Here is a 19,916-nt window from a genome sequence, read left to right on the forward strand (position 1 = left end):
GTGACTCCTCAATGGGAAAAACATCAAAAATTAATAGAGCAATTCAAAAAAGCAGACTCAAATGAAGAACGGTTAAGTCTTTTACAAAGATCTCTTGCATATTGTTTAAAAGCACTGGAATATTGTGAGACTATCCTAAATGATATTGCTCAACAGTCTAAGCCAGAGCGAAAAAAATCCTGGCGTGTGAGACAAAAGAAAGCATGCGAGGAAGATAAAAAAAGTCTCGAGGCAGAAATCAAAGAGTTGGAAAAAGCTATAGAGAGTCTTTTGTCCAACATTGCTTTTGATAAAGCTAAAGCTGTGTTTGAGGAAAGTAGAAAAACAGCCGATCTTGCCAAAAGTAAAGAGGAAACTTTCCCACTTGATTTAAAGAATATCGAAGAAGTTGTTTCAAATTTAAATGAGATAGGAACTTTATATGAAAAAGCAGTAACCCTTGCGCAGGAATCACTTACAGCTTTAACTTCTGCGAAACATTCCCATGAAGAAAGTAAAGTTTTATTGGAACAGACAATAAAAAGCTATGAAGAAGCTGCTAACCACTATAGAAAGGAAGCCAGTGAGTGGCCGGCAAAAGTTTGTGCTCAAATAGAGAAATTGAAACAGCGGATTGCAACTTTACTCGGAGAAATTCAGCTTTGTGCAGACAAAGGTCTCAAACGGGACAGTTATGAATTACAGAAACAGGCTATCTCAATACTAGAAAAGCTCTTAGATAGTTGTGCAAGCGACGAAACTGAATTTTATAGAGAAATGCTTGCAGAATTAAGGCATTCAATCGCAACATTTGAAATCGAATCAGACCAAAGTCGCTTAACGCAAACCTTAACTGAAATACCGCCTTTAGATTTTAAAACAAGAGAGGACCAAAGAAGAGCTACTTTTTTTAAAAAAACTTCATCTCCTGAGATTTTTTTGCAAACGATCTTACACACTGATTCTCCCCACACTGTCATTCCTTTAGATGGTCAAACAAAGAAGAGTGAAGAGAATGAATTTTCCCTTTATACCGAGCAATTTTATCGCTTTCTTATTCAAAATGAGCTGACTGTTACACATCTTCTGGTGAAAGTTTTAAAAGAGGGAAAACTCCTACACAAAGAAAAAGTCGCACTCCCGCTTAAAAATACAACGGGGTGGAACCAGTACATCAAAGCAGATGGAATGGTTTTAATTCCAGAATCAGATTTAAAAAACAATTTTAAGATTGATTTACGCTTAAACTTTGTTTATGACCTTAAAGGCAGTTTTTCAATGATAGTTGCTTTAAAAGGAGTAGATCCTTCCTACCAATTAACAATTTCATTGGACGAAGAAAAAGCGCTTTGTGAATGCACTTTTTTGCAGCCTCCTCCTTGGCAATTAGACGCACTGCGTAAACCTGCTCAATTAAGTATTAATCAGCTTATTGAACAAGAAGCACTATCTTGCTTTCAAAATAAAAATAAATCGGACGGTCGGCCTAGTCCATTAGAATTAATGCAGTACGAAGCTCTTGATCAACTTGTGGCCACACTTAATCGAGATCCTTTGTTAATTGCAGAATATGTTCATCATGAAATAGCTTTTGCTGATCCTCTTTTGATACAAGAAAATGGGGTTTTTCAAGCACCTGGGATTCATAGAAATCCGTATATGACCTATTTAGAAAAAATGGGCTCTCCTTGGGAGCAGTGCCAGCTGCTCGTTTATCTCTTAAGGAAAGCTGGGTATCCAGCTAGTTATGTGATAGGAGATCCTTGCTCGATTCCAAAGGATTTTGCAGAGAAATTGCTTTTTACCAAATTGCCTGAAGGTCAAAATGAAGCTTTATTTCGATACCCTTGGGTAATTTTTTCTGATGGAAAGGAAACGATTTCCTTATTTCCTTGGATGAAAGAGATGCAAGTCTCCGAAGGGTATGATCTGTATGCTTGTATGCCTGACGCATATGCAAGCGCCGATCGTTGGATTTTGCGCTATTTAAAAAGAGATCCTGCCATTACCAAACATGTTGGGCCTGATGAAGATGATACTGCTGGTGTGCTTTTTTCCCGGTTTATTGAAGAAGAACTTAGAAAACAGGGACTTTTTTTAGCAGATGTTGGGGTTAAACATACACAAACTAAACCACACTTTAGTTCTTGGAGAGAATTTCCTCAGCCTCATATCCAAGGAAGCCAGCAAATTTTTGATTTTCTACTTGATCCAAATAAAACTCTATCTTTTGCAATTGTTGAGATTTTTTCGCATACCAATCCGCAAAAATGCTTGGCTCAGAGTTTTCCCCTCGCAAGCTTAACATGCTCAACGCTTCCTATCCGGTTTGTTTCATTAGGAAATAATACTGTTCGCCTATATGTAAGGTTTTTAGACGAACAAGGAGAACATTTTTTAGATTTAGACCAAACAGATCATCTTGTAGATGTCAAAGTAAGCTATAGAGTTCCCATAGGAAGTCTCAACTTTTGCGAGACCAAAACATTATCGATTGCTAAAGGTACAAAAGCGGCTCTTTGTTTTCATTTTGGAGGCGCAACCTCTGAAATCACTTCAAAATTCTATAAACAATTTTCTAATGAAAAAGACGAAAAAAACCGTTTACATGCGCTTCTTTCTTTTGTGGGAGCTGCCTATTTTGAAAAGTGTGGGCGTGCAGAAAAGCTCATTGCCAACTTTCACAAAGTCAGACCCACGACAGTTTTTGCTTTTGGCCTTGCAAAACTTTCTCCAGACACATCAAAAGGTCCCTTTACAGGCGAGCAAGATCTAACTTTGCCTCAAGTAGATATGTTCTCTTTTTCTTCACAGATGATAGATGACCTTTCTTCCTCATGGAACCAAGACTACTATTCAGCTCAGAGACAATTTGAAGTTCTTATAGCGGTGGATGCCTCATCAAATGAACACCAAATCTTACGTGAGGTTTTTAAAGACCCCAATGCTATTTCAACTGTTAAACTTTTACAACTTGCTCATCAAAAACATCAAAAAGAGAAGAAGTTTGGCGAAGGATTTATTGTTTTTACTTCGGAAAGTTTTGAAGCAGCAAATAAAACACCAGAAATCGCACAAGCCCTTTATTTTCCTTACTTAGAAGAGATTAATTTTCATGAAATAAGAAAAAATTTTGCGGAACAATGGAAAGCACTTGAGAGTCTAATCGATCGAAAAATTCCTTTAAGCGATTGGACCTATGGTTATATGACTCCCTCTCCCATTTTGAGTCAAGATGGGACTTACAAAGAAATGGGGACCTTTATTTTGCATCCTCGAACAAATTATGCCTTGATTTCTAACAATAATCTTCTATCCCATGGAGGATTGGGGTCGCCCCTGCCTAGTCATCTTTCTCAGTATGCAATTACCGATTGGAAGCTTATTCCTTCAAGCAACAATTTTAAAAAAAGCTATACTTTGCAATTGCCGGATCATTCAGCTTCTCGCGATCAGTCAATCTTTGAATCGTTACCAGGAACGACAAAGTGGCGCTCCGATGTGAGATTAGAACATAAATCTTGGTTAAATAGTGTTGCAGATCCTGTTGATATCATTACTGGTGCATTTTATATCGATGAGCTGGATCTTTTTCTCCCTGGTTTGTTTCCAATAGAAATCCGTCGGAATTACAATAGTCAAAATCCCCTAATTGGAGATTTTGGTTGTGGATGGAAACTCAGTCTAACCCCCTACCTCGTCGAGCAGGAGAATAAGCGTTATGTTGCTGAGCTAGACGGAACTGTCATCATTTACAATTTTAATCAGCAAAATTCTCGCTGGGAAGTCTACCCTGAAGATAATCCTGACCTTAGCAACTTTAATCAAGATCAAGTTGGAAGTCGGGCAAATCCGTTTCAATCCTACATTGAAAATGACATTCTCTATGGCGTTGATGGCTCTAGGCGATTTTTTAAAGATGGACTACTGGAAAAATGGATTAACCCTCGAGGGGCTATATTAACATTTTCTTACGAAGATCAACGTCTTTTAAGAATAGAAAGCTCTAGCGGGCAGTTCTGTGGTTTTTATTATAATTCTGAGCATAAGATTGCAGAAATTTATGCAAGTGACGGAAAAAGAATTTATTATGATTACAATTCACAGGGAGATCTTATAAAAGTTGTTCTTCCCAATTCTGCCACAGTTACCTATGAATATGATCGAACCCACCGTCTGATGCGAGAGACAAAACCTCATGGAAAGGTTTTAGAAAATATCTATGACGAAGAAGGAAGGGTTAAAGAGCAAAGAACTCCGATGGGCCAACAGCAGAAAATCGTGACGACTGCCACATTTGACTATGGAGACGGGATCACAATTGTGACAGATGCTGGAGGAGGAAAGACAACCTATAAGATTTTTCAAAAACAAATCTATCAAATAGTCGATCCTCTTGGTTATGAAATTCTCCAATCTTGGTACATTGACCAAAATTCATGGTTTGATGCTAAAACAGAGCAAGTTATAAGCTCGAATCAAACAGGCGGAGCGATAAGAAGTGTAAAAGAAACAACCGATAAAAGAGGATTGACCACAACCTATTTATACGATCATCAAGGCAACCCCATACAAATTACCCTTAAGGGAGAAGATTTAACCGGAAATGGTTTAAAAAGTATCAGTAAGACATTTGTCTACAATGAGAATAACCTATGTATTCAAGAAGAGGTTTCTGGACAAAAAACTCTGATCACCTACGACCCACACTTTTCTTATTTGCCCAAAAAGATAGAAAACTACGCTGAAAATAACCTCATTTCCTATCTCCAATTAGAATATAATGATTGTGGCCAAATTGAAAAAGAAGACCGCTGCGGAGCCGGCACTCTTTGGAAATATGATACATGGGGATTTCCTAAAGAAAAAATACAAGCGACTGGAACGGAAGACCCAGATGTGATCACATCCTATTCTTACAATCGCCAAGGACAATGTAACAGAATCACTTCTCATGAAGGTGTTGTAGAAAATCGATATGACATCATGGGAAATCAGGTGGGAACAAAAACCTTTTCTCCAACAGGAGCACTTCTTTCTGCTCTCTATACAAGCTATGATCTCAATAATGCTCCCATTTGGAAGCAAACAGCCAACACTCAAAATACCCTCTATCTTGATTACCACGCTTCAGGTCTTCTTAAAGCGACTAGGCAACAACTTGCCCCAAGCTCAGAAATTGCTTACACTCTTTATGAGTATGATTCCCGGGGATATCTCATTGAAGAGGTTGATTCTTTAGGCTATACGACTTATCGGGATTACGATGCCTTGGGAAGGATAAAATCCGAAACAAAAGAAGGGTATTCGACTCTTTTCACATACGAACCGGGAGGCCTTCTTGAAACAATCACCACACCTTCCGGCACTAAAACAATCTGCCTCTATACGACAAATGGGCTTCTCAAAGAAGAAATCTATCCAGATGGAACAAAGACTTCATTCATTTATGACTTCTTGGGACGTCCTATTCAAGAAACAAAAAGCGGAATCACGTGGGAGATAGACTATGATGATTCAAATCGAAAAGTCATCCACACTCATCCTGAAACAAAAACAACTGAGGTCTATGAGTTTGATCAAAGAGGCAATCTCATCCGCTTCACGGATGCTGCCAATTACGTTACAGAAAAAATTTATGATGGCCTCAATCGTTTAAAAAGTGAACGCTCTCCAACTGGGACACATACAACATGGAATTATCAGAATAACCAGGTCATTTGCACCTTTCCTAATGGAGAAAAAAAGATCGAATATTACGAAGGGGGAAACATCATTAGAACTGAAATATTTGATTGCCAAAATAAGCCTATTGAGATTTCAACCTTTCACTATGACCCCAAGACAGACATTCAACAAGTCACTCAAGGCGAAGAAGTCACCACCACTTGGATCAATGCTCTAGGGCTACCTATCAAAGTTCAAAAAGGAGAAATCATCACAACTTATGAGTATGACGTTTATGGCAATTGCACCATGATGACAGATGGGGAAGGGCAAACAACATCTCAAACATTTGATGGCTTAAAACGGCTCATCCAAAAAGAACTTCCAGATGGGAGTTTTCTTAAATACGACTATGATCTTGATTCGAACTTAGCAGAATATCACCTGCCTAACGGCTCAATTTGGAAAGCTTCCTATGATGTAATGGGCAGGAAGTCTCATGAGGCCCTCCATCAGGGAAAAGAAATCACACAACAGTGGGAATATGTTTACAAAAATGGCTATCTTAAAGAGATGAAAGACCCCATGCATCGCATTCATACTTACCAATATGATGCTTTATGGAGGCTGATCCAAGAAAACGTTGAAGGATGGCAACGAAGCTATACCTATGATGCAAGAAACCTTCTTCAAACCGCAGAGCAAACTGGAACGCAAAATCTCTCATGGATTTCAAGTTGGTTTTATACTCCACGGCAAGAGCATTCTAAAGTTGAACGGTCTTACGATGGTGATAAACAACTCATCAAAGAGTCCATTTATTTAAATGATGAGCTCATTCAAGAAACACATCAACATTGGGAACCCTCTAGCAGAACCTTACAAATCAACGGACATGAAAGAACGCTGACTTACCAAAACGATGAGCTCATTCAAAACACAATAGAAGGATTCAACTTTGACTATACCTATACCCTCAACGGAAAACTTCAAACAAAAACTACCCCCTTGACTCACCAAACAATAGATTATAACGACGCAGGATTTCCCGAAACCCTCACGATACAATTACCCGATACCTCCTACCAAGAAAAACTCAGCTGGAGTCCAACAGGAAAGCTTGCAAGTTTCGCTTCTCCTCGAGAGCAAAAACAATTTACTTACACCTCAATTGGCTATTTAAAATCAGCTGGCACAGAAAACTATGAATTTGACTTTGGAAAAATAGGAACAGGCGTGCGTACAAGTGCGCCAAATCACCAAGTATCAAAAAATGGCTTGGATGCTTTTGGAAGAATCACAGCAGAAACAAATGATAAGTCCTCTTTTGTCACGACATACAATACAATGGGTCAAGTCGTTTGCCAAGGACAACGACAGTATGAATGGGATCCCTGGGGCAGACTTTTGAAAGTTTCAGACGCCACACTTACATGGGAGGCTTCTTATGACGCTTTAGGACGGCGTCTCCAAACCCGCTATGCCCCATATGGAGGTCAAACCCATATAACCACATCCCTCTATGATCCAGAGGAAGAATTCCAAGAAATCGGGATGAAATATGATACAAAAACATTTTGGAAAATTTATGGTCCTAACACCTGTGATGCAATTACAGATGAAACAGGTGCGATTGTTTTTCTCATATACGATGCAACAGATGCACTTGCAAGCATCCTTACAGAAGATAAGACTTACCCTCTTCCTAAAACCTGCACAGCTTATGGCCCCCAAAGGGCACCTTCCCTTCCTTCTGACCTTATCTCCTATGCAGAATCTCTTTTATGGCACAGCATGAGCCAAGATCCTACAGGACTGATTTGGATGGGAAAGAGATATTATGACTCCATCTCTGGTCGTTTCTTAAGTCCTGACCCAATTGGATACCCCATCTGCTTAGACCCTTATGCTTATGCCAACGGCGACCCTGTCAATTATATGGACCCAGATGGGAGATTTTTCTCAGCCGTCTATCAACCTTCCCCCTCTTTTACAATAAATCTCATCAACGCTTTTGCCTCCACGTTTGCAGATCGGGAGATAGGAAAATCACAGCCCTTTCAAATAGGGTCGTTTGACCTTCCCACTGGAGGGATGGGTTGGATTAATGGAATAACAAGTACGTTTTTGAATTCCATAGAAAGCGGAATGCAAATTAGCCGTTATGCTCGAGGGGCTAATATTTACGGGGTCTACAATGCCACACATAAGCTTGCTGCTGACCTTCTTGAATGCGGAGCAGGGTACTATGGGGTGCATACACCACCTGTGCAACATCTTAAGAATGTCTGGCGTCACTTTATACTGACTCATGGGCCAGATGAGAAATTTTTACAAACTTGTCATAGTGGAGGAGCCATCCACGTGAAAAACGCCCTCCTTACTTCTGCAGAATCAGTTAGAAAGCGGATCATTGTCATAGCAATTGCTCCAGGAGCAATTGTTCCAAAAAAACTATGCTTTAAATCATATAATTACATGAGTAAAAGAGACTTTGTGAGTTACTGCGATTTAATTATAGGAGGAAATATAAAATATATAAATGAACTAAAATTGCTAGATCCTCATCCAGATGCGAAATTTTTTGATCATGACTTTTTAAGCCCTACTTTTGCAGATGTAATTCAAGAACGTATTAATGATTATATTCAAAAGTATGGAGGAGGCTTAAAGTGAGACGTTTAATTAAAATTGGGATTGTTTTTACGCTAATAATCGCCTTTCTGGGATGTTCTTCTTTTGGCCATCGATTTGTTGATTATGAGAGAATAGCAGATCGTATCACGGCTAAAACAGCAAAGAAGTTAGAAAAACAAAAGAACCTCCGACTCATAGGAACGGGAGGAGGAATGATGAATGATATTCAAATGATGGAAATGAGTTTTCAGTATTTTCAAGAGGTAGACCTTCAAAAGGCTAGGGAATTAGTAGTTTACGCGGTCAAAGAATACTTAACAGATATCAATAGTAATGAAAAAGTGAGGCCTTATCTTCATGAGTATCCTTTTACAGCGAAAAATGTGGAAATAAGAATCTGGATTTACAATCCAGACAGATCGAGACTTCCTTCGGATAAAATTTATTATATTTCATCTATTGATGGAGTACTTTCTTACTATATTCGAGGCCCTGAAGAGTATTCTCGATTGGCTGTTTGTGAGGAAACATATGAAGAAGCATTAAAGCAGACGAAAATGGATTGAGTTAAATTCAGCATGAGCCAAGCCACACATAACCTTGCTGCTGACCTTTTTGAATGCGGAGCAGGGTACTATGGGGTGCATACACCGCCTGTGCAACATCTTAAGAATACCTGGCGTCACTTTATACTGACTCATGGGCCAGATGAGAAGTTTTTACAAACTTGTCAGAGTGGAGGAGCCATTCACGTGAAAAATGCCCTCCTCACTTCTCCAGAGTCAGTTAGAAAGCGGATCATTGTCATAGCAATTGCTCCAGGGGCAATTGTTCCGGAAGAGCTATGCTTTAAATCATATAATTACATGAGTAAAAGAGACTTTGTGAGTTATTGTGATTTAATTATAGGAGGAAATATAAAATATATAAATGAACTAAAATTGCTAGATCCTCATCCAGATGCGAAATTTTTTGACCATGACTTTTTAAGGACTGTGTTGAAAAAATCAATTTTCGTAGACTCCCCCCCCCTCATCATCAATCGTATTAAGTTATCAGAAGCATTTGATTCAGCATTTTGCATTTAATATGACCTTCGATTTTTTGAGTTTCTATTTTCTTTGAGAAAAACCTTTCCCCATACAGTCGCTTTAATCTTGAGAAGCTTGTCTCTGCTAATGCCCTTCTTGAGTATCTTGTCAGTTTTCCCCAGATTTCTCGCGCTAGCTGATCTCCTCCCAGTCCTTTTATTTCGCGTAAGGCGTTGTTCCTTCTTGTCATAAAAGGAGATAATAGGCTGTTTTTTCTAGGCGGAATAAGGTCTTTCGCTCCTATTTGATTGATGGCCTCCCTGCATCTTTTTGTGTCGTATCCTCCATCTGCTATGACGGTCTCAACGGGTTTAGGGAGCTTCTCTATGATTTTCGGGCCTATTTTGCAGTCAGCTTCATGCCCTTTTGTGATTTCAAAGTGGATAATTTCTTGAGTGTTTTCATCAATAGCGATGTGCAATTTAACCCATTTTCTCCTCTTTGAGGCTCCATGCATTTTCACTTTCCATTCTCCCTCCCCATAGACTTTGATCCCTGTAGTATCTAACAGCACCACTTTAGGTCTTCTAGAAGAGAGCTTGGGCAAAAGAGCTTCCATGTAGGAAGCTCTTTTGCAGATCAGAGAGTAGGTCGGAAGAAAAACATCAGGTTCTATATGTGGAAGGATTGATTTGGCAAAACCCTCGAGAGTTCTATAGGTAAGGCGATATTGTATCTTTAAGACAAGAAGGAGATAGATGAGTGGAAGGGAAAACAAACGAGGTCGACCTCGTTTGTTTTCCTCTGGCTTTTCAGTTAACGCATTTGGATCGATGAAAAAAGTTATACTTCCTCTTTTTACTAAGTCTCGATTATACTTGTGCCAATTGCGTTTACGCATCTGAAGCTCCTTTATGTTTAGTGACTTAAACCATAAGGAGCTTCTCTTTTTTAAGAAATTTTTATCAAGACTTCTCTTCTGATTTTTTCAACACAGTCCTTTTTAAGTCCTACTTTTGCGAGGAAACTCCAAGAACATGTGGATAATTATATTAAAGATTATGGAGGAGGATTAAAGTGAGATGTTTAATTAAAATTGGGATTGTTTTTACGTTAATAATTGCGTTTTTGGGATGCTCTTCTTTGGGCAATCGATTTGTTGATTATGAGAGAATAGCAGATCGTATCACGGCTAAGACTGCAAAGAAGTTAGAAAAAGAAAAGAACCTCCGCCTTGTAGGAATAGGAGGAAGAATGATGGATGATATTCAAATGATGGCAATGGGTTTTGATTACTTCCATGAAGTAAATCTTCAGGAAGCTAGAGGATTAGTAGTCTATGCGATTAAAGAATACTTAGCAGACATTAACAAAAGCGAAAAAGTAAGGCCTTACCTTCATAACTATCCTTTTACGGCGAAAAATATTGAAATAAGAATCTGGGTTTATAATCCGGATAGATCTGAGCCTTCTCCAGATAAAATTTGTTGTATTTCAGCTACTAATGGAATGATTTCTTACTATGTTCAAGGCCCTGAAGAGTATTCTCGATTGGTAATCTGTGAGGAATCGTATGAAGAAGCATTAAAGCAGACGCAGTAATTCCCGTTAAAAAATTAGGAAAACTTGCATGTTTCGCCTCTTCTCGAGAACAAAAGCAATTCACTTACACCTCAATGGGCTATTTAAAATCAGCTGGCACAGAAAACTATGAGTTTGACTTTGGAAAACTGGGAACAGGTATGCGTACAAAAGCGCCACACCACACATAAATTTGCTGACCTCCTTGAATGATGCGAAATTTTTTGATCATGACTTTTTAAGCCCTACTTTTGCAGAGGTAATACAGTATCATATCAATCTCAAACTACATAAGAATAACTTCCACTTGTTTTAAACACTATCAGCTCCTAACATGTCCACCTACTGTTGAGGTGGACAATGAAAAAACTTTGGACTTTACTCTTGCTTCCCTATGCTATCTTTAGCGCAAGTCTTGAGGAACGGGTTTCCATGCTCGAACAAGAAATGGGGCAGGTTTCAACCGAAACAGCCAACCAAACTTTTGGGGCCAACTTTGTTCCTACCAACTTTCAAAAAGGATGGATAGGCCTCTTTATTCAAGGAGACATTCTCTACTGGCATCCCAAGGTTGGTGGCACCGAATACGCCTACAAGTTTATCGGTAACGCCCTTAAACTTCCCCAATCAAACGACACAGATGACCACAGTTTCAATTGGGGCTGGGGTGCTCGTGCTGCCCTTGGAATCACTTTCCCTGGCATTGGATGGGAGTTTGTTGGCACTGGAACTTGGTATTCAACGAGTCAAACTGACACACAAACAGCAGGACTTCCCACCATCCTCATCAATCTCAAAGGAGCCTTTTTAGCTCCCTCAAGTAAAGCCCGCTCTTGCTATGATCTTTCCTATGATGAGTTCCTTGTTGAACTCCGTCGGACTTACTCTATCAGCCGCTTTTTAAGCACCTACACTTCGATCGGAGCAAAACGAAACTGGATCGACCAAGACCAGCGTCTCCATTACACTGTCGCCCCCAATCAAATCTACAAAGTGAAAGATCTCTGTGATTTTGAAGGGACCGGAGCCCGTCTTGCTTTTGGTACCCAATGGCATCTCATTTATGGCCTTAGTTTTCTCATGAATGGTGGTGGATCACTCCTCTATGGCAAATATGAGGTCAAACACACCGAAATTCTTACACCAATGAGCTCCATCCACCTTCATGGCAACACTCATCTCTTTTCACCCCAAGTTGACTTTTCCCTCGGCTTAGGCTGGGATCTTTACACGAAAGGCTATCACTTTGGTATCTCCTTAAACTACGAAGCACTGTATCTTTGGCGCCAAAATCAAGCTCTTCAACTTGATGATACTGTGCAAAATCGTCTTCAAGTTGTCCGCTATGCCGACGATATCACTTTTTACGGTGTCACTTTCAAAGCAAAGCTCGAGTTTTAATCCTCTTCACGTTCTGATGTAAATTTCTAAAATGAAATAAACCCAGAGTTCAAGTTAGTAAGAAAAACTTATAGAAAGATAGGGACCTGAAAAGCCAATAGAGTCTTTCTCTCGGAGTTGAGCCGCGAGAACAGGTTGGGATTTTTCCATCCGGTAGTTGATTTCCCGATTGAGATCGTAAATATCCCAGAATGTCAAGATCCGGTAGCCCACTGTCAAGCCAAGGATAACGGTTTTACTACAGCAATACTGATATTCGAGTTTGGTATCGAGGTTGAGGTTGGGAAGAAGGGCAAACTCTGGAGAGTCTTCCCAGATACGGATGAAATTGGTTGAGTAAGTGATGTTTCCAACTTGAGTGCCTTGGCCTTGGAATTTGCCACGTCCCCACTTTTTAGAAAACTGCATGGAAAACTCAAAACCGACATCGAAGTTGAACTTGTGAGGCCAATTCAGAGGGAGGAAGTTATACTCGAAACCAAAAGCGATCTTTGGACCAAGGCCCCAGATCCGGGTTTTGCGATGGCCGCTAAGATCGAGACTGGTAGAAGTGGGAGTGACGGCCGGCGCAGCGATATTGGAATTCAGAATTTGATCATTGTTGTGAAAGTTGAAGTAGTAGTGGATGTCGTTGAAACAAAGGCCGGCAGAGATATAGAAAAGGGCTGTTTTAGTGACGTTGTAAATATGACGCAGAAGAAGGTCGGCTGTGTGCAGGTGGAAGTGCTCGTTTCCACGGTCGTTTTGGGTATTTTGTTGGACCATTCCGTCAGGAGAGTTAGTGATAGTGTTTCGTTTAAGGGTGCCATCGGCGTTGTTATGAACGTAGCGGTAGCTCCCGATAAGAAGATGGTTAGAGGAAGGGATATGGTAACGGAGCTCGGTTTGAAAACCTGCATTGTATTCGGGATCGACGGAAGCAGTTTTAAGGTCGAGGATGTCGGTGAATTCAGGGAAAAGAGCAGCATTCAAGAGGAGAAGTTCGTTTGAAAAAGGAGAGCTGAGCGTTGAGGTGAAGTAAAGCAGAGAAGCTTCTACTTCGATCATTTCTTGCCGATCTTGAAAGCACCAAAACTTCCGCTCTTCCGATTCTTCGAGAAATTGCAAGACATTTTCGGCAAAGAGGGACGCAGTAGAAAGGAAAAGAAGAAGTAGAAATTTTTTCATGCGACCTCGGAGGATTCAATGGAGCGTAACGGAGTCGAACCGTTGACCTCAACAATGCCATTGTTGCGCTCTACCAACTGAGCTAACGCCCCAAAAGAGGAGAGTAATGGTACTAACTTTTCTCTATATTTTTCAATTGTTTCTAAGTGAAAAGTCGGTGTATACTCAAATTACTTCAAAAGTTGGTTTTGGGCAACGAGAAAGCTTTCGGAATTTGTCGATCTTAAGTGACCCAATATTAGAAATATGATGCCACTTAAGATCGACAAATTACGGCGCTTTGGCGCAGCCGAAAATCCAACTTTTGAAGTAGTTTGAGTATAAGATAGAAGTTTTAAAATTGCCGGAGTGATAGATGAGTATCTTAGAGCATGTCGAAGCCCTCCCACCAGATCCGATTTTTGGTTTGGGGGCAATCATCAAAAAAGACCCAAGAGAGCATAAAGTCGATTTGACAGTTGGGATCTATCACAATGAAAATTTACAAACTGTTACGATGGAAGCCGTGAAGGAAGCGGAAAAGCGGCTGCTTACGTCCGAGAAAAATAAAGCCTATCTTCCGATGGGGGGCAAGGAAGATTTTGTTCAAGCAAGTCGAGAACTTGTGTTTGGAGAAACATTTGCAAAAAGTGAATGCAAGCGTTTTATGGGGGTGCAAAGTTTAGGCGGGACAAGTGCTCTCCGAATCGGTGGTGAAATCTTAAGTGCGGAAGTGTCCAAGCAAATTTACATGTCGGATCCTACTTGGCCGAATCATCCAAGCATTTTTAAAGCGTGCGGAATGGAAATCAAGAAATACCCTTATTACAACGACGTAAACCATACGATTGATTTCGACCGGATGCTGGACTCTCTTGCAAAAGCGCCAGAGCGAAGTGTGATTTTACTCCACACGTGTTGTCACAATCCCACAGGATGTGATTTAGAAAAAGAGCAATGGAAAGAACTTTCCACATTCATGCTGAAGCATAAGCTTGTTCCTTTTTTCGATTTTGCATACCAAGGATTTGCTCAAGGAGTTGAAGAAGATGCATGGCCAATTCATCACTTTGCAGGAATGGGTCATGAGCTCTTTGTGGCGCATTCGTTTTCAAAGTTTTTTGGCCTTTATGGAGAGCGAACAGGAGCATTGCATGTTCTTGTAAAAGATGAGGGAACAGCGAAACGAAGTTCGACAGTTTTAAAGCAAGTGATTCGGGAATCTTTTTCAAATCCTCCACGGCATGGAGCAAGTTTAGTTGCGCTTATTATGCACGATGAAGAGCTGAAAAAGATGTGGCTTGATGAACTCACAGGTATGCGCAAGCGAATTAATGAAATGCGTGGGGAATTTGTCGATGCACTTGAGCTCAAAGTAGGAGCAAACAAATTTGGTTTTTTAAAAAACAGACACGGCTTATTCTCAATGCTAGGTTTAAAAAACGAAATTGTTGACCAACTTACTCAGAAATACGGTTTGTATTTAACCCAAAGCGGTCGGATTAATTTGTCTGGATTGAATCGAAAAAACATTGCGTATGTTGTCGATGCAATTGTAGACATTGTCAATCTCAAATGAAACGAAAAAGCTATCGCCCTTATGTTCTTCTCTCTCTTCTTTTATTCGGGTGCTTGAATCTTCCCTCATTTATTGTCACTCCAATTCGATTAGGAGCTGTGAGCATCAGTCATCCTCTTTGGAAAAAAATGTTCATCCTCAGTCAATCCTTTGCTCTTGTGCCAAGCGTGAGCAAGGAATTTCATGATGAGCACCAGCGACAGCTCGAAGCTGAAAATGGCAAATTAATGCGTCAAAATGAGCAGCTGAAAAAGCGATTGCTTTCAGATGATCGGATCGAATCTCATTATAAAAATCTTAAGAATGAAGTGTCGGATCCGTTTTTTGTGAGGCGCCAAACGCATTTAAAAACGCGGCTTGAACTCGAAGCTAAATCCCTTTATGCCCAGGTGATTTATCGTCAGCCTTCTGCATGGAGTAGTTCTCTTTGGGTTGATGTGGGGAGGCGAGATAATGAAGCGCTTGGGTTTACAGTTGTGGGCGTGAACAGTCCTGTCTTATCAGGAGGGCATCTCATCGGCATTATCGAAGATGTCGGCGAAAAACAAAGTCGGGTTCGACTTGTAACCGATTCTTCTCTTGTGGTATCTGTTCGTGTAGTACGAGGCCTAACACAAAAACATGAGATGTTGCAACTGGTCGACAAGCTTTCTTTAGCACTCGCCCTGCAAGGGGAGAGATTACTCTCCACGGAAGAAGAGCAAATCCTTGGAGAAAAACTAAACGGACTAAAAGAAAGCCTTCAGAAGGATGCGGGAACAAAATATTTGGCAAAAGGAGAGCTTTTTGGAACGAGTTCCCCCCTTTGGCGCTCCCGGTCTCCCGTATTGAAAGGTGTGGGTTTTAATTATGACTTTGAAGATGCGGAAGGGCCCGCCAGAGAACTTCGCACCGGAAAACCGTATAGTCATTTGATTCAAGATAGAGGCATCGCACTGATTCAAGAAGGAGACCTACTTGTTACAACAGGGTTTGATGGGATTTTTCCTGCAGATCTTCCAGTAGCCTTTGTTTCCAAGGTAGAACCATTGAAAGAAGGAGAAACCTCTTACTCGATTGAAGCAAAACTTTGCGCAAGTGAAATTGAAGACATTTCGTCTGTTGTGATATTGCCCTCTTTAGAAGTGATGCGAGAGGAGCGTTAATGATCGTTTTTGAAAATGTTTCTAAACGGATCTCGAAAAAAAAATATGCAGTAGAAAATTTATCTTTTCAGGTGAATGAAGGTGAAACCCTCGTTTTGCTAGGCAAGAGTGGGTGCGGGAAATCTACAACTCTTAAAATGATCAATCGCCTTGTCGATCCGGGTGAAGGGACGATTTATGTACAGGGAGAGAACATCCTTAAGCAAGATCTAGTTGAACTTCGACGAAAAATTGGATATGCCGTTCAAGAAATTAGCCTGTTTCCTCACATGACAGTTGAAGAGAACATCGGGATTATTCCCAAACTTCTCAAATGGCCTGAAAGTCAAATTGAAGAGAGGGTAGACCATCTTTTGACCATCTTTGGAATGGATCCCAAAATTGTGCGCAAACTTTATCCAAGAAGATTGAGCGGCGGGCAACAACAACGGGTGGGAGTTGCGCGGGCATTGGCTGCAGACCCCCCTATTTTACTCATGGACGAACCTTTTGGAGCTTTAGATCCCATCACACGGGAACAAGCACAAAATGAGTTTCGGGAGCTCTCATCGAAAATTAATAAAACAGTGATTTTTGTGACGCATGACTTATTCGAAGCGGTTGCAATTGGAGACCGCATTGCACTGATGGATGAAGGTAAGCTACTGCAAATTGCAACCCCTCGTGAGTTCATTGCACAACCTCCCACATCTTTTGCCGATCAGTTTGTCGGGAAACATCGGTTTCAGCTTTCGCTCTTGACAAAGCCTATTTTTGAATATGTGGAGAAAGGAGCTCAAGATGAAATGATACCAGAACTCAAGCGGCTTGACATGCAAAGCTCTTTTTATGACGCCCTAAATCTTTTTCGAGAGACAAGGCAAAAAAGTCTTCCTGTGTTTACAGATTCTCTGTACCAAGGTGAATTGAAAAAAGAAAAACTTCTCGATGAAGTTCTCGAACTTCTTATGGAAACGCCTCAAGATCGGAGTGGAAATTGACTTTATTACTCGTCAAAATTTGGGAGCATCTAGAACTCACCTTTATTTCCCTATTTTTTGCGATGCTCATCGCGATTCCCTTAGGAATTTATCTAACTCGCCTAAAAAGTGAGCGTATAGCAAATGGGATCATGCGCTTCACAGCTATGATCCAGACTGTTCCAGGGCTTGCGCTCATAGCGCTCATCGTTGTGACACTTGCCCTTGTGCGGGCTTTTTTGCCTTTGCCAACAACCGGTTTTTTGCCTTCGGTCGTGGTCCTCGTGCTTTATGCTCTGATGCCAATTCTCATCAATACTTATACGGGTATCAAACAAGTCAGTTCGTCCCTTAAAATGGTTGCGCGAAGTATGGGGATGACTTATCCTCAGATCTTTTTTCATGTGGAATTACCTTTGTCTTTACCTGTTTTATTGACGGGGGTGCGCATTGCTTTTGTGACAACGATTGGGATGGTAACCCTTACAAGTCTAGTGGGCTCAGGAGGGCTTGGAGATTTGATTGTCCAGGGGCTACGTACCATTCAAGTCGATTTAGTATTAGCAGGGACAATCCCGGCGGCTCTATTAGCCATTATTTTTGATATCGGGTTATTAAAGCTCGGGCGTTATCTTGCAGCGCACTCTTAATCGATTCAAATGAAAGCTCTTCACCAAATGCATAATGGTAAAGTTCTTTTCTTTTTTCAGATAGGGCTTCTTGTTGTTTAAGATGATTATCGATGAAGTGAAACGCTTGCTTGTATTGATCGGGAGGAATGACTGTGCCACAAGAATGAAGCTGGGTATCGTTTGCACGGGCGCTGATTCTCTTTTCAGGATCAAAGAAAAACATCGGACGATCATAACGAAGAAAGTCGTACCCAATCGAAGAAAAGTCACCGATGTAGAGATCAGTTCGCTCTAAGATAGGGAGAACAAGAGGGTATTGGCAAAGAATCACAATGTTCGGGCGGTCTTGGTATTTTTCTTGAATCAGCTTCACATGTCCCGGTTGGTGATGCTCAAGCCAAGGATGCATTTTGACAATCAAGTTGATTGAATCAGGCACTTCATCAAGTAAAGGAAACGAAGCGTCAAAAAGAGAAGAAGAGTGTTCAAGATCTTGCCATGTAGGGGCGTATAAATATGTTGTTTGAGGTTTGGCAAACTTGGCGAAGATCTCTTTTTCAACAAGGTCATCGTAAAAGGGTTTAAATTCGTGATAAAAGGAAACGCGAACGTTTCCTGTGCGCACATAAGATTTCAGAAAAGGGATGTGCCCTTCGTCAACAAGACGGTTTTCCATTTGATCGCCGTAGATGAGAGCATGCTCTTGCATTTCATAATGTTTGAGCGTTTTATCGGAGTTGCCGTGGGGACAATACCAAAACTCCATTTTCTTTCCGTAGAAAGCTTCAAGCATAGGGGAAAGATCTTTTCTGTAAGGAGCAACAGAAAAAAAGACCCGGTTGTGATGAAGAGCTAAATGTTCTAAAATTTGCTGATGAAAGTGGATGTAAATCGGCTTGACTTGAGGGTAATATTTTTCAATTGTCTCAAGCAAAAATTCGGTGTCACACATCATTGGTGCATCCATGATGTAACCAATCACTGCTAAGTGATCCAAATGGTTCAATGAAAAATCTGCAGAGACAAGACACACGTTTTCAGAAGAGATAGAATTCGTCTTCGAGGAACCTTTCATAAGTCGTAATAATCTTTTGTTTGAGTTCTTCTTTAGACCGTTTTTCTCCAAAGACATAGGCATACACTTCTTCTTGAATTTTTTGAAACCGATTTGGATCATCTTGCATCAAGGAAAAGACATTTGCGTACTCTTCGGGTTTTAGAGAAACGCCGCAGCGGAAAAGATAAAGCCCTTTATCTTTTGCCACATCCCGTTTGTTTTGGTTTAAGAAAAACATGGGTTTTTTTAACGTGAGAAAATCATAACCAATCGAAGACATATCGCCTAGATATATATCGACACCGTTCAAGAGAGGGTAGATTGGGGGAAAAGATTCGATGACTAAAACATTTTTTTTGTTTTCAGCTAAGTGGTGAATTTTTTCAACTTCATGAGGTTTCTGCAAGGCATTCGGATGCAATTTCAGAATCAAATTCCAGTTGTCAGGAAGTTTTTCGAGTAAAAGAGACCACGCCTCATTTAAGGACGAAGATTTTTCCACATCGTGCCAAGTGGGTGCATAGAGAATTGTTTTTTCTCCACGTGGAAGCTTGGAAAAGATCTCTTTTTGCGCAAGCGGATCGTAAAAAGCTTTGTGCTCAGAGTAAAATTCCCAGCGGTAATTGCCAAGTATGATTGCTGCATAGAGTTGATCATAAACTTTTTTTTCGATGAAAAAATCAATCATCTTTTGCCCATAGACAAGAGCGATTTTTTCTTTAATCAGCCCTTCCATAAAGTAAGATGCGTGCCCTTTATCGGAATTCCCATGAGGAACCCAAATGCTGAGAAGTTTTTTCTTTTGCATGTTTTCTGCAACGAAGAAAATCTGATCGAATAAGTCTTTAGGTAAGGAAGAAAAAATGACATCATATGTGCGTGTCACTTGCTCAGCCAAATTAAGACTTGACATACAAAATGTGACAAGCTGGGGATAGTAGCGATTGGCCTCTTCTTCGATTTCAGGTTCGCTCACGATAAGGGGGATATCAAGCAAGATGCAGAGAACTGCTAAGTGGTCTAAATGGTGGGCGTGTGGGCCGTAGATAAGTCCGGCGCATGAGTATTTATTCATACTTGTGATGTAACGATTTTTTTTGAA

General features: G+C 40.5%; 13 protein-coding genes and 1 tRNA gene. 9 read left to right on the forward strand and 5 right to left on the reverse strand.

Features of this window, described 5'->3' with window-relative positions; translation table 11 throughout:
• Window positions 1–186: 186 nt before the first annotated feature.
• The 3 genes from SNE_RS01015 to SNE_RS01025 are packed head-to-tail and all read left to right on the forward strand — an operon-like array spanning window position 187 to window position 9,371.
• Window positions 187–8,322, forward strand: coding sequence for an RHS repeat-associated core domain-containing protein (locus SNE_RS01015; protein ID WP_158307186.1), 8,136 nt, complete (start codon window positions 187–189; stop codon window positions 8,320–8,322).
• Window positions 8,319–8,849 carry a hypothetical protein gene (locus SNE_RS01020; protein WP_013942422.1) on the forward strand — a complete coding sequence of 177 codons (531 nt, stop codon included), beginning with the start codon at window positions 8,319–8,321 and terminating at the stop codon, window positions 8,847–8,849. Before SNE_RS01015 ends, SNE_RS01020 begins: the two co-directional genes overlap by 4 nt.
• A gap of 12 nt (window positions 8,850–8,861) precedes the next feature.
• Window positions 8,862–9,371, forward strand: a complete 510-nt coding sequence (locus SNE_RS01025) for a hypothetical protein (protein WP_013942423.1) — start codon at window positions 8,862–8,864, stop codon at window positions 9,369–9,371.
• Here the strand turns inward: SNE_RS01025 and SNE_RS01030 are convergent.
• Window positions 9,331–10,215 (reverse strand): IS5 family transposase, encoded by an 885-nt coding sequence (locus SNE_RS01030; protein WP_013942424.1) that lies wholly within the window; start codon window positions 10,213–10,215, stop codon window positions 9,331–9,333. The genes SNE_RS01025 and SNE_RS01030 overlap by 41 nt on opposite strands.
• A gap of 176 nt (window positions 10,216–10,391) precedes the next feature.
• On the opposite strand from SNE_RS01030, the gene SNE_RS01035 reads away from it, so the two are divergent.
• The gene (locus tag SNE_RS01035; RefSeq protein WP_041418662.1) at window positions 10,392–10,916 is read left to right on the forward strand and encodes a hypothetical protein; all 525 of its coding nucleotides are present in this window, start codon (window positions 10,392–10,394) and stop codon (window positions 10,914–10,916) included.
• A gap of 339 nt (window positions 10,917–11,255) precedes the next feature.
• A complete protein-coding gene (locus SNE_RS01040) occupies window positions 11,256–12,296 on the forward strand; it encodes an Lpg1974 family pore-forming outer membrane protein (protein WP_013942427.1) in 1,041 nt (346 codons plus the stop codon).
• A gap of 54 nt (window positions 12,297–12,350) precedes the next feature.
• Here the strand turns inward: SNE_RS01040 and SNE_RS01045 are convergent, their stop codons facing one another.
• Together SNE_RS01045 and SNE_RS01050 are read right to left on the reverse strand one after the other, a co-directional pair.
• On the reverse strand, window positions 12,351–13,463 hold the full coding sequence (locus tag SNE_RS01045) for an Lpg1974 family pore-forming outer membrane protein (protein WP_013942428.1): 1,113 nt from the start codon (window positions 13,461–13,463) through the stop codon (window positions 12,351–12,353).
• 19 nt (window positions 13,464–13,482) lie between these two features.
• Window positions 13,483–13,555 (reverse strand) — tRNA-Ala (locus SNE_RS01050).
• A gap of 263 nt (window positions 13,556–13,818) precedes the next feature.
• On the opposite strand from SNE_RS01050, the gene SNE_RS01055 reads away from it, so the two are divergent.
• Genes SNE_RS01055 through SNE_RS01070 form a run of 4 tightly spaced genes read left to right on the forward strand, consistent with a single transcriptional unit; the run spans window position 13,819 to window position 17,775 of the window.
• The gene (locus tag SNE_RS01055; protein WP_013942429.1) at window positions 13,819–15,021 is read left to right on the forward strand and encodes an amino acid aminotransferase; all 1,203 of its coding nucleotides are present in this window, start codon (window positions 13,819–13,821) and stop codon (window positions 15,019–15,021) included.
• The gene (locus tag SNE_RS01060; protein WP_013942430.1) at window positions 15,018–16,166 is read left to right on the forward strand and encodes a rod shape-determining protein MreC; all 1,149 of its coding nucleotides are present in this window, start codon (window positions 15,018–15,020) and stop codon (window positions 16,164–16,166) included. The genes SNE_RS01055 and SNE_RS01060 overlap by 4 nt, the downstream gene beginning before the upstream one ends.
• The gene (locus tag SNE_RS01065) at window positions 16,166–17,146 is read left to right on the forward strand and encodes an ABC transporter ATP-binding protein (protein ID WP_013942431.1); all 981 of its coding nucleotides are present in this window, start codon (window positions 16,166–16,168) and stop codon (window positions 17,144–17,146) included. The genes SNE_RS01060 and SNE_RS01065 overlap by 1 nt, the downstream gene beginning before the upstream one ends.
• Complete coding sequence (locus SNE_RS01070; RefSeq protein ID WP_013942432.1) at window positions 17,143–17,775, forward strand: ABC transporter permease; 633 nt, start codon at window positions 17,143–17,145, stop codon at window positions 17,773–17,775. Before SNE_RS01065 ends, SNE_RS01070 begins: the two co-directional genes overlap by 4 nt.
• Here SNE_RS01070 and SNE_RS01075 read toward each other — a convergent pair.
• Entirely contained in the window at window positions 17,720–18,832 is a 1,113-nt protein-coding gene (locus tag SNE_RS01075) for a CDP-glycerol glycerophosphotransferase family protein (RefSeq protein WP_013942433.1), read from the reverse strand. The two genes, SNE_RS01070 and SNE_RS01075, sit on opposite strands and share 56 nt — an antisense overlap.
• Window positions 18,795–19,889: a CDP-glycerol glycerophosphotransferase family protein gene (locus SNE_RS01080; protein WP_148258916.1), complete on the reverse strand. Its 1,095-nt coding sequence runs from the start codon at window positions 19,887–19,889 to the stop codon at window positions 18,795–18,797. The genes SNE_RS01075 and SNE_RS01080 overlap by 38 nt, the downstream gene beginning before the upstream one ends.
• Between the last annotated feature and the right edge of the window lie 27 nt (window positions 19,890–19,916).

The organism is Simkania negevensis Z, assembly GCF_000237205.1.
In the GTDB taxonomy this organism is placed as follows: Bacteria; Chlamydiota; Chlamydiia; order Chlamydiales; family Simkaniaceae; genus Simkania; species Simkania negevensis.